The sequence below is a fragment of the Klebsiella pneumoniae complex sp. WS1778 genome, from assembly GCF_049472055.1.
In the GTDB taxonomy this organism is placed as follows: domain Bacteria; phylum Pseudomonadota; class Gammaproteobacteria; order Enterobacterales; family Enterobacteriaceae; genus Klebsiella; species Klebsiella quasipneumoniae.
The window spans coordinates 1695343-1707827 of the sequence record NZ_JBKGTJ010000001.1 but is presented as its reverse complement, the minus strand read 5'-3'; the positions used below and the strand labels follow the sequence as shown (position 1 = coordinate 1707827).

The 12485-nt window shown below is 57.0% G+C and carries 12 protein-coding genes; 4 read left to right on the top strand and 8 right to left on the bottom strand.

Annotation, left to right across the window (positions count from 1 at the left end; all coding sequences use genetic code 11):
• Nucleotides 1-56: 56 nt before the first annotated feature.
• The 5 genes from ACLEXF_RS08575 to ACLEXF_RS08555 form a co-directional block, all read right to left on the bottom strand.
• Nucleotides 57-1619 carry a cyclic di-GMP phosphodiesterase gene (locus ACLEXF_RS08575; RefSeq protein WP_064178380.1) on the bottom strand — a complete coding sequence of 521 codons (1563 nt, stop codon included), beginning with the start codon at nucleotides 1617-1619 and terminating at the stop codon, nucleotides 57-59.
• Nucleotides 1620-1806: 187 nt separating this feature from the next.
• Nucleotides 1807-2376: a bifunctional murein DD-endopeptidase/murein LD-carboxypeptidase gene (gene mepS, locus ACLEXF_RS08570; RefSeq protein WP_004201653.1), complete on the bottom strand. Its 570-nt coding sequence runs from the start codon at nucleotides 2374-2376 to the stop codon at nucleotides 1807-1809.
• Nucleotides 2377-2802: 426 nt separating this feature from the next.
• Nucleotides 2803-3516, bottom strand: coding sequence for a phosphatase PAP2 family protein (locus tag ACLEXF_RS08565; RefSeq protein WP_004201651.1), 714 nt, complete (start codon nucleotides 3514-3516; stop codon nucleotides 2803-2805).
• Between the two features lie 37 nt (nucleotides 3517-3553).
• The gene (locus ACLEXF_RS08560; RefSeq protein ID WP_048295215.1) at nucleotides 3554-4531 is read right to left on the bottom strand and encodes a CobW family GTP-binding protein; all 978 of its coding nucleotides are present in this window, start codon (nucleotides 4529-4531) and stop codon (nucleotides 3554-3556) included.
• A gap of 120 nt (nucleotides 4532-4651) precedes the next feature.
• On the bottom strand, nucleotides 4652-6118 hold the full coding sequence (locus tag ACLEXF_RS08555) for a mannitol dehydrogenase family protein (protein WP_048295214.1): 1467 nt from the start codon (nucleotides 6116-6118) through the stop codon (nucleotides 4652-4654).
• Between the two features lie 207 nt (nucleotides 6119-6325).
• On the opposite strand from ACLEXF_RS08555, the gene uxuA reads away from it, so the two are divergent.
• Nucleotides 6326-7516, top strand: a complete 1191-nt coding sequence (uxuA, locus tag ACLEXF_RS08550) for a mannonate dehydratase (protein WP_407259687.1) — start codon at nucleotides 6326-6328, stop codon at nucleotides 7514-7516.
• A 71-nt stretch (nucleotides 7517-7587) separates the two neighbouring features.
• Here uxuA and yeiP read toward each other — a convergent pair whose 3' ends face one another.
• Nucleotides 7588-8160, bottom strand: a complete 573-nt coding sequence (gene yeiP, locus ACLEXF_RS08545) for an elongation factor P-like protein YeiP (RefSeq protein ID WP_002912951.1) — start codon at nucleotides 8158-8160, stop codon at nucleotides 7588-7590.
• A gap of 147 nt (nucleotides 8161-8307) precedes the next feature.
• Between yeiP and ACLEXF_RS08540 the strand changes: the two genes are divergently transcribed.
• Complete coding sequence (locus ACLEXF_RS08540) at nucleotides 8308-8562, top strand: YkgJ family cysteine cluster protein (RefSeq protein ID WP_004201647.1); 255 nt, start codon at nucleotides 8308-8310, stop codon at nucleotides 8560-8562.
• Nucleotides 8563-8564: 2 nt separating this feature from the next.
• Here ACLEXF_RS08540 and ACLEXF_RS08535 read toward each other — a convergent pair whose 3' ends face one another.
• On the bottom strand, nucleotides 8565-9497 hold the full coding sequence (locus ACLEXF_RS08535; protein WP_049004214.1) for a LysR family transcriptional regulator: 933 nt from the start codon (nucleotides 9495-9497) through the stop codon (nucleotides 8565-8567).
• A 213-nt stretch (nucleotides 9498-9710) separates the two neighbouring features.
• Between ACLEXF_RS08535 and ACLEXF_RS08530 the strand changes: the two genes are divergently transcribed.
• Nucleotides 9711-10055, top strand: a complete 345-nt coding sequence (locus tag ACLEXF_RS08530) for a DUF3302 domain-containing protein (RefSeq protein WP_049093647.1) — start codon at nucleotides 9711-9713, stop codon at nucleotides 10053-10055.
• Between the two features lies 1 nt (nucleotide 10056).
• The gene (locus ACLEXF_RS08525) at nucleotides 10057-11193 is read left to right on the top strand and encodes an HlyD family secretion protein (RefSeq protein WP_004201644.1); all 1137 of its coding nucleotides are present in this window, start codon (nucleotides 10057-10059) and stop codon (nucleotides 11191-11193) included.
• A 34-nt stretch (nucleotides 11194-11227) separates the two neighbouring features.
• Here ACLEXF_RS08525 and setB read toward each other — a convergent pair whose 3' ends face one another.
• The gene (setB, locus tag ACLEXF_RS08520; RefSeq protein WP_064178383.1) at nucleotides 11228-12409 is read right to left on the bottom strand and encodes a sugar efflux transporter SetB; all 1182 of its coding nucleotides are present in this window, start codon (nucleotides 12407-12409) and stop codon (nucleotides 11228-11230) included.
• Between the last annotated feature and the right edge of the window lie 76 nt (nucleotides 12410-12485).

The window sequence follows — 12485 nt, the reverse complement described above, 5'->3', positions numbered from 1 at the left end:
ACCCCGTCATAGCCGGCCCCCATGGCCGACTTCTGTTCCCGCATCATAAGTGAGACTTAACGCGTTGTGAAATAGTTCGCGGGTTCATCGTGCGCGGCCACCAGCGCCGCCAGCGACAGCGGCCGGCTGATCCAGTACCCCTGCAGGAAATGAACCCCCTGAGCGCGGAGCCACTCCGCCTGCTCCTGGGTCTCCACCCCTTCGGCGACGGTCATTAATTTCAGCCGGCGGCTGAGGGTCAGTACCGCATCCAGCACCGGCGAGGTAACGGTTTCGGTGCCAATCGCCTGCACAAAACCGCGATCGATCTTCAGATAGTCGAAGTTATAGCGCTCAAGGTAGATCAGCGCGCTATGCCCGGTGCCAAAATCATCAATCGCGATTTCGAATCCCTGGCGGTGGAGCCAGGCGAAGTTAGCCATCGATTTTTCTTTATCAATCATCGCCCGCTCGGTCACCTCCAGCACCACGTGAAAATGGCCGGCGGGCAGCGCGGCGGCGAAGCGCAGCATATCGTCGCGGAAGCTGTCGGCCTGCAGATGGGCAGGGGATATATTCAGCCCCAGCTTGACGCCGCGCGGCAGAATACGCTTCAACACCGCAGCATCGCGGGCGATCAGCGCCAGCAGATGATGGGTCAGCGGCACGATCATCTGCTGGGTTTCGGCCAGGTTAATAAAGATGTCAGGCGGGATTTCGCCCACCACCGGATGGCGCCAGCGCATCAGAACCTCCACGCCCATGATCCGCAAGGTCTGAGCATTCACCACCGGCTGATAGACGATGTAGAACTGGTTGTTTTTGATCCCCAGGAGAATGGATTTTCGCGGATCGGATTTGATCGTCAGCACGTAATAGCAGAGCAGCCCCGCCAGCAGGCCGCACACCACCCCGAGCAGCAGAGCAAACTGCGTATTTTCCGCCAGCCAGCTGTTGGCATATAGGTAGACCTTCAGCGGTAAACCCTCGATCTGTGTCTGGCGGATCGGCGCGTCATGCAGCGTTTGCGGATCCACCAGCCGGTTACTGAAGGTGGAGATGGCGGTGTGATCGATGGCCAGCGCAATGCCGCTAAAATCATTCTGCCGTGCAGAATAGAGGATATACGGTGTGAGATTGGCGTTAATCGACACGAAAATGCCGCTGTTTTTATCACCAGGTTTTCCTACCCACAACGCCAGCGCCGCGCTCTTCGGCATCATCGGCGTGCCCGGCAAAATGGCCATATCAAGGGGTTTGCGGATATCAATGGCCGGGATCAGCTGGGTGAGGGGGGTATCCATGGCGCCGGTTGCCGAGGAGCAAAAGGCCACGCCGTTTTTGACCAGCAGAAAGGCGCGGACGTTAGGGCTGAAAGCGGCATGGGAGGTGAGCCCGGAGTCAATATTCTCGCAGGGCTGGTCCACCAGCGGCTGCAGGCCGTTGATGGTCTGCCGCAGGTCGTGAAAGTAGCTCTTCAGATAGGTATTAACGTTGTTGATAATGGCGTCGAAACGCTCCGCCCGGTTATGGTAAATCACCATAAACTGAATGCTGCCGGCCAGTAGCGCGACGATAATTCCCACGCACAGGCTGGTTAGCCAGGTTTTACGCTGGGGCGAAAAGTAGCGAGTCAGCATAGCTATAATCTTTCCGTGTTATTGATGCGCAGCAACGGGTTGTCAGTCGTCGTTTTTCTCATTCCCACTTAAAAGACATAGCTTATTTTGCGTCGTTCAGAATCAGGTGGCAAAAAAAAACACTGCCGGGGCAGTGTTTTTTATCCCGCTTCCAGCCAAGGGATAACCGGCGGCGGTAGAGGACAGTTTACGAGCGGCTCAGGACTCGACGCGCTTCGTTGTAGCGCTTTTTCCAGTATGGCTCATCCATGCTGGAGATAGTCACCCCGCTGCTGGTAGAGGCGTGAACAAACTGGTTGTTGCCGAGGTAGATCCCTACATGGCGGCCGGTAGAACCGGCACGGAACAGAACCAGATCGCCGGTACGCAGCTGGGTACGGGAAATCGATTTTCCGGTTTCCTGCTGTTCAGAAGTTGAACGCGGCAGTTCCAGACCAAATTGTTCGCGGAAGGTGCGCTGCACGAACGCCGAGCAGTCGATACCTTTGCGGGTGCTGCCGCCGAGGCGGTAACGCACGCCTTTCCAGCTGGCATACTGATCCATTAAACGGGACTTCACGTCCAGGTTACGGACCATCGTTTCAAATTCATCCTGAGAGGCTTGCAGTGATGATAAATCGCCACTACCCACAGCATGCGTCTCAGAATGCATATTCCTGGCGGTACTTGTTGAACTACACGCGGAAAGCAGAACCGCTACTGCAATCGCGGGGGCTACCCGCAAGATGTATCTCAAAATCGGCTGAGATTTGACCATGCTGTTTATTTTCCCTTGTTGTCCTTAACGACAATGTCGTTATAAAAATGCCAAACGTGTTAGAGCCTAAATACCCATCCGCAATGAGACAATTCCTTAAGCTTAAATTTGTGCAGTCACGCACAATTTTATTCATGCCTTGAATTAATGTTGCGGAAAAGGCAAAACGAGAACGAGATTACCCTATCAAACGCCGCATGGCGAGCGGTTTTGCGCGATTTCTTATAAGTATTTTGGTGACAAAAAGTGAATCATCGGGAAAGGCCAAAATAGCGACAATATCGGGCAAAAAACAGACAATTCCTTCATTTGTCACGGGATTAATGTGACAAGAAGATGAACGTGATGTAGAAAAAAAGGACAATTGAAAAAAAGGGACCCAAAAGGTCCCCTTATAGATAATGAGTCTGGCGACTGCCGGAGACATTATTTGGCTGATATTCCACCGGGTAAGTAGCGATCGAAAAAGGCGATCAGTTTATCGCTCAGGGGAGTCATCAATACCCAGGGCGCGCCAATCAGCACGGCGGTCAGCGAGCCGACGGCAATATCGCTGAACCAGTGGGCGCCAATCATCACCCGCGGGAAAGCAAAGACCACAAATATCACCAGCGCCACGGCCAGCGCGCGGCGACCAAAATAGCGCCACATAAAGCTCGCGAAGATCAGCAGCATCATCCCATGATCGCCGGGGAAGCTGTCCTTGGAAGCATCCTTAGTGGGGAAGTTAACGACGTCGCTGACGCGGGTCACATCGCTGAAAAACAGCGACGGGCTGGCGCGCTGAACCGGCATCAGGTGCTGCGCCAGCTGGTTGATGATCACCGCCGCCAGCAGCATCACCAGGCCCATAATGGCGATCTGACGACGGCCTGCCGCTGGCGCCTTGAGCCAGTAGCTAAGCATCAGGCACCCCATCGCCAGCAGCGAGCAGGCGTCGAAGGCGCGATTGTTGATGATCGCCAGCAGCCAAGCGTAAGCGCGGCTGACGCTGACGCCATGGTTAAAGAAATGGAAGATCGCGGAGTCAACAGGCGCCCACGCGCCGTGGTTGGCTGGCAGATACCAGGAGCAAAATAGCGCCACACCCGCGATGTTTAGCAACAAGATTAAAGGAATTCGGTTTTTCATCATAGCCATTGCGATTTTGTGACAGTCGGCGGCAACCTTAGCCGCCTTAACTTAAACGAAGCCTCAACAATGAGGTCTGGAGCGCGTTCCAGTCGGCTTCATTAGCGGAGATAAGCTCGATGCGGCTATCGGGCGGGGCAACGCTGAGGGTCTCGATATGCAGATCCTCACCCTGGCGGTTGATCCGCACCGCCCCTTCGGCAATGCGCAGCACACCTTTGACGCGCGCCACCGGCGCCAGCCGGGCCCACTCCAGCAGGGCGATGGTGTCAAAGACCGTTTCCGCGTCGAAGATCCAACCGCAGGCCTGATAGCCCTGGCCGCTGTTAAGGTGGCGGCGCCAGCGCTGGTGTTCCGCCAGGCTAAGGGCGGCGAGACCGGCTGTTGGGGGATGGCGATGGGCGTGCTCCCCGCTCGCCGGCAGTGGGGCGGTGTTCCGTCGTGGCTCATCAAGCAGGGCGAGGTCGATATTCCCCTGGGTCGCCGACACCTGGCGGCGCTCGCCGCCCCAGCGTTGCCACCAGTCGGCAAACGCCTGAGCGCTTTCGGGCGTTTCCCGATCGCTTTTATTGGCCACGATGATATCCGCCGCCGCCAGCTGGTCGCGAAAGTTGTCGTTGTTGACCGCTTTCTCGTCCAGTAGCTGACGCGGATCGAGGATGCACAGGGTCGCGCGCAGATCGATCCAGGGTTCATACACCGCCGCGGTGAGAATATCGAGGATCTGCTTTGGATGGCCAAGTCCGGTAGGTTCGATCAACAGACGATCGGGTTTCCCCTGGCGCAGCAGGGTGTTCAGTCCGACCTGCATCGGCAGGCCATTGACACAGCACATGCAGCCGCCGGGGATCTCTTTGAGCAGGGCGCCGCTGTCGGCCAGCAGCGCGCCGTCTATCCCGACTTCGCCAAACTCGTTAACCAGTACGGCCCATTTTTCATCCGCAGGCTTCTGCGCCAGCAGATGAAGAATCGAGGTCGTCTTACCGCTGCCGAGAAAGCCGGTGATCAAATTGGTTCTGGTCACTCTTTTCTCCAGGATAAATGTAATGTTGTAACAGTTATGCCTATCCTGACGAAAAAAGAGGGAAAAGAGAAGTCCTGAGGCGGACAGAAGGGAATTCTGTCCGCATAAGCGCAAATATTGTTAAGAATCGAGCGCGCGGGCAACTGCCTCGCGGGCGCCGTGCATCGCCAGCTGCTGCCAGGCGGCGCGGATCCCGGCGACAAACAGGGCGTTGCGCGGCAGGTCGCGGCCAAATATTTCCTCCAGACCCAGCAGGGCGTCAACACGCTGCTGCTCATCGCTCTGCGCCACCCGCTGCTGGATCTTGTCCACCAGCGGATCGCGCACGTCGATGGCCTGACCGGCATCGTCCGTGCCGCTGACGTAGCGCATCCAGCCGGCCACGCCGAGGGCCAGCAGCGGCCAGCGGCTGCCGCGCTCAAGATGCACGCGAATACCATCGAGCATGCGCTGGGGTAGCTTCTGGCTGCCGTCCATGGCGATTTGCCAGGTACGGTGTTTGAGCGCCGGGTTGCTGAAGCGCGCGATTAAGCTGTCGGCATAGGCCGCCAGGTCGACGCCGGTAATGGTCAGCGTCGGGGCCTGTTCGTCAAGCATCAGCTGGCGGGCGGCACGGCGGAAGACCTCATCCTGCATGCAGTCGCTGACGTGCGCATGACCTGCCAGATAGCCAAGCCAGGCGAGGAAAGAGTGGCTGCCGTTGAGCATCCGCAGCTTCATCTGCTCCCAGGGCAGCACGTCGTCGGTCATCTGCACGCCTGCCGTCTCCCAGGCGGGGCGCCCGGCGACAAAGTGGTCTTCGACTACCCACTGAATGAAGGGTTCGCAGCTGATGGCGCAGGGATCTTCCACTCCCAGCACGGCGGCGATTTCTGCCAGCGACTCGGCGGTGGCGGCGGGAACAATGCGATCCACCATGGTGCCCGGGAAGCTAACGTTGTCGGCGATCCAGCTCGCCAGCGCCGGACTGCGTTTTTCCGCCATGCCGAGGACGGCATTTTTCACCACGTGGCCGTTATCGGGAATGTTATCGCAGGAGAGCACGGTAAAGGGCGGCAGGCCGCGTTCCCGGCGGCGGGCCAGCGCTTCAACTAAAATACCGGGAGCCGACTGCGGGAGCGTCGGATTTTCCAGATCGTGAACGATGCGCGGATGCGTCGGATCCAGCTTGCCGGTCGCCGGATCGATGCAATAGCCTTTTTCCGTGATGGTCAGCGAGACAATCGCCACCTGCGGCTCGCAGAATTTCTCGATAATCGCCGCCAGCGAATCGAGCCTGGCGTTCAGGCATTCGTGCACTGCGCCGATAATAATGGGCTGATTACCGTCGGCGCCTTTTTCCAGTACGGTAAACAGGTGGTCCTGTTCGCGCAGCTGGCTCATCAGCGTATCGCCGCTGAACAGACTGATTTCGCAGATCCCCCAGTCGCCGCCGATGTTATTCAGCACGCGATCGGTCAGCAGCGCCTGGTGCGCGCGATGAAACGCGCCAAAGCCGAAATGGACAATACGCGAGCGGAGCTGGCTGCGATCGTACTGAGGACGTTGCACGTTTTCCGGTAGCGTAGCGGTTGCAATTGTTGTCATTCTTTACACACCTGTTTAACTGCTTATTAACATTGCCAGTCTAAAGTTATATGACAGGAAATTAAATTGGTAAGCCGAAATTATCCGCTGACTGTGAGCTGGATCAATCAATGCGCCGGCACTGTTTGCAGCCTGCTGAGAAACATGTATGGTAGTCGTCATGAGTGTCGCCATTATTGGTATAACAACTTTTGTGAGGGCATAGCGATGGAGCAAACCTGGCGGTGGTATGGGCCGAACGATCCGGTATCGCTTGATGATGTACGGCAGGCAGGAGCGACCGGGGTCGTCACTGCGCTGCACCATATTGCAAACGGTCAGGTCTGGCCGGTCGACGAGATTAAAGAGCGTCAGGCGCTGTTAGCGGCGAAAGGGCTGACCTGGTCGGTGGTCGAAAGCATTCCGGTGCACGAGGATATTAAAACCCACAGCGGGCAGTATGCGACCTGGATTGCCAACTATCAGCAGAGTATCCGCAACCTCGCGGCCTGCGGCATCGCTACCGTATGCTACAACTTTATGCCGATCCTCGACTGGACGCGCACCGATCTGGAATATGAGCTGCCGGATGGCTCCCGGGCGCTGCGTTTCGATCAGATCGCCTTCGCCGCCTTTGAACTGCATATCCTCAAACGCCCGGGGGCGGAAGCGGATTACAGCGAAGAAGAGCAGCGCCAGGCCGAGGCGTATTACAAGGCGATGAGCGAAGCGGACATTGAGAAACTAACCCGCAATATCATCGCCGGCCTGCCGGGAGCGGAAGAGGGTTACACCCTCGACCAGTTCCGCGCGCGTCTGGCGGAATATGACCACATCGATAAAGCGCAGCTGCGCGAAAATATGGCCTATTTCCTGCGGGCCATCGTGCCGGTGTGCGAAGAGGTGGGGATCCGTCTGGCTGTGCATCCGGACGATCCGCCGCGGCCGATCCTTGGCCTGCCGCGTATCGTCTCGACCATTGAAGATATGCAGTGGCTGAAAGAGACAGTGGACAGCATTAATAATGGCTTTACCATGTGCACCGGATCCTATGGCGTCCGCGCCGATAACGATCTGGTGAAGATGGTGGAGACCTTTGGCGATCGCATTCACTTTACCCATCTGCGCTCCACCTGCCGTGAAGCGAACCCGAAAACCTTCCACGAGGCGGCGCACCTTAGCGGCGACGTTAATATGGTGGCGGTGGTGGATGCGATTCTGCGTGAAGAGCAGCGGCGTAAACAGGCCGGCGATCTGCGCCCGATCCCCTTCCGTCCGGATCATGGTCATCAGATGCTCGACGATCTGCGCAAGAAAACCAACCCAGGCTATTCGGCGATTGGCCGTCTCAAGGGGATGGCGGAAGTACGCGGCGTGGAGCTGGCGCTGAAGATGACCAAATACCCTGAACTGCTGTAATCGCGGCAATGGGGATAATAAAAAGGACAGCCAGCGGCTGTCCTTTTTTCTGGTCAACTCGTCACGGAAGATTAATCCGCGCGGCCCATATAGCGGCACTCTTCGATATGAATGCGGATTTTCTCACCGGTGGTCAGGTATTCCGGCACCTGAATCACCAGGCCAGTGCTCATGGTGGCGGGCTTGGTGCGGGAGCTGGCGGATGCCCCTTTAATCCCCGGCGCGGTTTCGATAATTTCCAGGTCCACGGTCTGCGGCAGCTCAAGCGCCAGCAGTTGCCCATCCCAGGTCAGCACCTGCATATCCGGCATGCCGCCTTCCGGAATAAACTGCAGCTCTTCTTCGATCTGCTCTTTTGTGAAGGTGTAAGGGGTGTAGTCTTCTTTATCCATGAACACGTATTCGTTGCCATCGACATAAGAGAAGTCAACGAAACGGCGGGTCAGGGTCACGGTATCGACGATATCGTCGCCTTTGAAGCGCTCTTCTACTTTCAGGCCGGTACGCACATCGGAGAAGCGCATTTTATACAGTGTCGCAGCACCGCGGGCGCTGGGTGACTGAATATCGATATTTTTCACAATCAGCAGCTTGCCGTTGTAATTCAGCACCATACCTTTTTTAATTTCATTCGCTCTTGGCATTGCAGTAATCCTGTCACTTAACGAGTCAAAAATATCGCGTAAAACTACTCGCGCCCGGGCGTTCAGGCAAGTGGAATTCGCGAGTTTTGCTATCTTCTGGCAAAACGTTTAGGCTGTGGCGCAAAATGAGCGTTCGGGAGCTGGGTTGTGGAATGTCGTACTGATTGTGGCGCATGTTGCATCGCCCCCTCTATATCATCGCCGATCCCCGGTATGCCGCAGGGCAAGCCGGCCAACACTCGCTGTATTCAGCTCTCCGAGCACAATCTGTGCCTCATTTTCGGTTCCCCACTGCGCCCGAAGGTGTGCGCAAGCCTGCAGCCCTCGCCGGAGATGTGCTTGACTCATCGTGATGAAGCCATTACCTGGCTGCTGGCGCTTGAGCTGGCCACCGCGCCCTGAGCTTAAAGCAGCAAATGAGACAGGTTTTTGATATGGACGCTGAGGCCGTCCAGCAGCGCCTGGACGCGCAGCGGAAGAATGTCCCGTCGCTGGTAGATAAGCCAGGCCTGCAGATCGATACAGCGCTCCTTTTTCAGACAGGGAACCAACTGTCCTGCCGCCAGCTCGGTGGCGAGTGAATAGTAGGGCGCATAAACGATCCCCATCCCCAGCTTCGCCAGCTCCACCGCCGGCAGCGTGTTATCGCACACGAATCCCCCCTTTACCGTGAGATTAAGCGGTTTGCCGTTTTTGCTTTTGAAGGTCCAGATATTGTCGCTGCCGCCCAGCATACGCAGGGTGATGCACTCATGATCCGCCAGCGCCTCCGGTTCGGCGATAGGGTGTTGCGCGAGGTAATCTGGGGAGGCGAAGACGCCGGTACGAAAGCGGGTAAACGGGCGGGCGATGAGGTTTTCATTCTGTGGCTTAAAGGGGCTTATCAGCAGATCGCAGTCGCTATTGAAAATGGCGCCGTATTTCTGTTCCCGCTCGCTGGCGTTGCGGGTGACCAGATTGATCTGCAGTTCCGGCAGCGTTTTTCTTAGCGCTGGCAGAATATAGCGCCCGAGAAACTGGTGGATGCCGATGGGCGCTCCAAGGGTGACAACGCCCTGCAGTGTGTTCTTATAACGGTCGGCGAGGTTGATAAGCTGCTCATGCTGCGCAAGAACGGCGCTGCTGGCGTGAATAAACTGCTCGCCGAACTCGGTACGCACCAGTTCCCTGGCGGTGCGCAGAAAAATAGCCAGACCGACTTTCCGCTCCACGCTGGTCAGCGTCCGTGAGACGTTAGACTGGGGCATATTCAGGCGCTGGGCTGCCCGGCTTACGCTGGCGGTTTCGGCGATGGCGCAGAGGATCCTCAGCTCGTCCATTTTAAAGTCTTTCAACATCTTATCGCTGCCTGATATTAATGGTATATCAAAAATGATATACCAGTTTGGCTGAATTGCCATGTGATTTATTGATCCGCTGAACGTATGATGGCCTTTGCGTTGAACAGTCGTTTATTTAAGGAAATCTGTGCGTTTTATTGCTTCTTTTGTGGTTCTCGACGTGATTAAAAATAACGATCTTCCCGCTGGCTTACTGAGTGTATATGCACCATGCTGCTTAATTATTTTGCTTTGTTTGTATTAATACTGGTATTTCTCATATTGTTTTATGGAGTTATTATTATCCACGATATTCCCTATCACATCGCGCAAAAACGCCAGCATCCCCATCAGGACGCGATTCATGTAGCAGGCTGGATAAGCCTGTTTACCCTGCATGCTATCTGGCCTTTTCTGTGGATCTGGGCCACGTTGTACCGGCCTGATCGTGGCTGGGGGATGGCCTCACAGACCGGAGGACATCAGCAGCGAGCGGAACTGGAGAAACGCATTGCGTTACTTGAAGCGGCATTAAAAAACAGCCAGCAGGCGTCGGTGGAGAATAGCGAGAAATAATATGGATCTGTTAATTATCCTTTGCTATGTCGCCATTGCCTGGGGCGTGTTTAAAATATTTCGCATTCCAGTAAATAAATGGACGATCCCCACCGCTATATTAGGCGGAATAGTGATCGTCGGTGCGCTAATATTAACGATGAACTATAACCACCCCTATACGATGCGAGCGCAAAAAATTGTCGTCTCCATTCCGATGGTGCCGCAGGTATCAGGCGAGGTGGTGGAGGTGACCAGTAAAACCAATGTGTTAATGAAGAAGGGCGAACTGCTGTTTCGCATCGACGATACCCGCTACCGCGCACGCCTGAACAAGCTGAAAGCCGATCTGGCGGCCGAGGAGGCCACGCTGCGGGCGAAGCAGGCAACCATTGACGATGCCAGCGCCAGAGTACAGCAGGCGCAGGCGGAGTACGACCGGGTCACCCGCGACTACCAGCGCTATGCCCAGGGAGCGGCCATGCCGGTGAATCCTTTTTCGGAACAGGATGTGACTCATGCCAGGCAGCAGGTGCAGATCCAGTCGGCGGTACTGCAGGCGGCGAAAGCGCAATTACAAAACGCCCGAGAGCAGGTATCCGGACGCTACCACGGGCTGGATGCCAATATTGCCAGCCTGAAATCGCAGATCCTTGAAGCGGAGTATAATCTGGCGCAAACCGTGATTCGCGCGCCGAGCGACGGCTACGTCACCCAGCTTCTGGCGCGGCCGGGGATGACCGCGGTGCGTCTGCCCTTCAAGCCGGTGCTGGTGTTTATTCCCCAGCAAAAGCGCCAGGTGGTGGCGGTATTCCGCCAGAATTCGGTCCTGCGTCTGACGGCCGGGGATAGCGCGGAGGTGGTGTTTAACGGTCTGCCGGGCAGCGTCTACAGCGGTAAGGTATCGCGGGTGTTGCCGACCGTCCCGGACGGCAGCTACCAGGCCAGCGGCGCCCTGCAAGGACTGAACGCCGGGGCAGGGAAAGAGGGCATTTACGTGCTGATCGACCTCGATCCCCATCCGGAAGTGGAACATTTACCGGACGGGGTCAGCGCCCAGGCGGCGGTGTATACCGATTATTTTGCCCATGTGTCGATTATGCGCAAAGTGCTGCTGCGCATGACCAGCTGGCTGCATTATCTCTATCTGGATCATTAATCCCCATTGCCCGGCTCCGGCCGGGCAGCCTTATCTAGACGTCCCTGATCCGCCACAGGCAGGCCTGCGTGGCGATCCCCATGACCAGCGCAATCCAGAACACCGCATGATAGCTCCAGATCTCTGCCACCACGCCCGCCAGTGAGCCGGCGATGATCCAACCGACGCGGGTGGTATTGGTGTAGAGGGTGGTGGCAACGCCTGCCTGCCCGGGCATCAAATCCTGGAAATAAAGCATGCCAATCCCGGCGAGGATCCCAATATAGATGGCGTTCAGCACCTGCATCGCCAGCAGCAGCCCCGGCGTATGCACCGTCAGCATGCCCACATAAAACAGCACCCCAGCCACCGCGGAGAGGCGCATCAGAAAGCGTTTACCGAAGCGCCGGGCATAGTAACCGGCAATCAGCATGGTGGGGATTTCCAGCCCGGCGGCGGTTCCCATCATCAGGCCGGCCAGCTTCTCCGGCAGATGCAGCTCGTTAATGATAAACAGCGGCATATTAATGATGTACAGGCTGTTCGTGCCCCACATCAGCGTGCAGATGCTGAACAGCAACAGCGCATCGCGGCGGTGCTTGCGCGGGGCCTCCAGCCGGCCGGTCGCCACCGCCTTCGCTTTGCGCATGCTGGGCAAGAACAGCCAGACCATAATCCCGCAGACGATAAACGCCGCCGCGGCGCTGAGGTACATCGCGGTAAAGCCAAACCCCATGGCCAGCGCATAGGCCAGCGGGGGACCAATCACCCATGCCAGGGAAACCTGGGCGCGCAAAATGGAGCTGAACATTACCGCTTCGCGGCCGGTTTTGTCGGCATGCTCGCGCGCGAGGGCGAACATCTGTGGGTTGGCGGTCGAACCAAAGCTGCTGAGGAAGACGCCGACGAACAGCAAAATGAAGTAGTTCCGGTTCCAGGCAAACAGCACGCAGGCCAGCACTCCCAGCAGGCAGCAGACGACAATCAGCTGCTTGCGGTCGCCCTGACGGTCAGAACGTCCGGCGAGGAACTGGCTGACCAGAATGCCTATGACGGCGCTGCCGGTAAAAAAGAAACCCACCATCGCCGGGCGGACGTGTACTTCATTGGTCAGAAACAGGCTCAGGGTCGGCGTCTGCAACGCCCCGGCAATGCCCGTCAGAAAGGCGACGATCAGGAAGGCGGAAGAGGTTACATCGAATCCGCGTCGGGGAAGGGCGGCGCTTCGGTTTTCCATGTGTTTGGTTTTCTGTAGTTTCAGGAGACGGCGCGGAGTTTACGCCTGCTGGCTGAAAATAAACAGTAGTATGGCA

Excerpts from the sequence above, each read along its gene's own strand:
- ACLEXF_RS08530 (WP_049093647.1), top strand. The coding sequence starts at position 9,711 with ATGCTGCTTAATTATTTTGCTTTGTTTGTATTAATACTGGTATTTCTC.
- uxuA (WP_407259687.1), top strand. The coding sequence starts at position 6,326 with ATGGAGCAAACCTGGCGGTGGTATGGGCCGAACGATCCGGTATCGCTT.
- ACLEXF_RS08535 (WP_049004214.1), bottom strand. The coding sequence starts at position 9,497 with ATGTTGAAAGACTTTAAAATGGACGAGCTGAGGATCCTCTGCGCCATC.
- ACLEXF_RS08525 (WP_004201644.1), top strand. The coding sequence starts at position 10,057 with ATGGATCTGTTAATTATCCTTTGCTATGTCGCCATTGCCTGGGGCGTG.
- ACLEXF_RS08575 (WP_064178380.1), bottom strand. The coding sequence starts at position 1,619 with ATGCTGACTCGCTACTTTTCGCCCCAGCGTAAAACCTGGCTAACCAGC.
- mepS (WP_004201653.1), bottom strand. The coding sequence starts at position 2,376 with ATGGTCAAATCTCAGCCGATTTTGAGATACATCTTGCGGGTAGCCCCC.
- ACLEXF_RS08565 (WP_004201651.1), bottom strand. The coding sequence starts at position 3,516 with ATGGCTATGATGAAAAACCGAATTCCTTTAATCTTGTTGCTAAACATC.
- setB (WP_064178383.1), bottom strand. The coding sequence starts at position 12,409 with ATGGAAAACCGAAGCGCCGCCCTTCCCCGACGCGGATTCGATGTAACC.
- yeiP (WP_002912951.1), bottom strand. The coding sequence starts at position 8,160 with ATGCCAAGAGCGAATGAAATTAAAAAAGGTATGGTGCTGAATTACAAC.
- ACLEXF_RS08555 (WP_048295214.1), bottom strand. The coding sequence starts at position 6,118 with ATGACAACAATTGCAACCGCTACGCTACCGGAAAACGTGCAACGTCCT.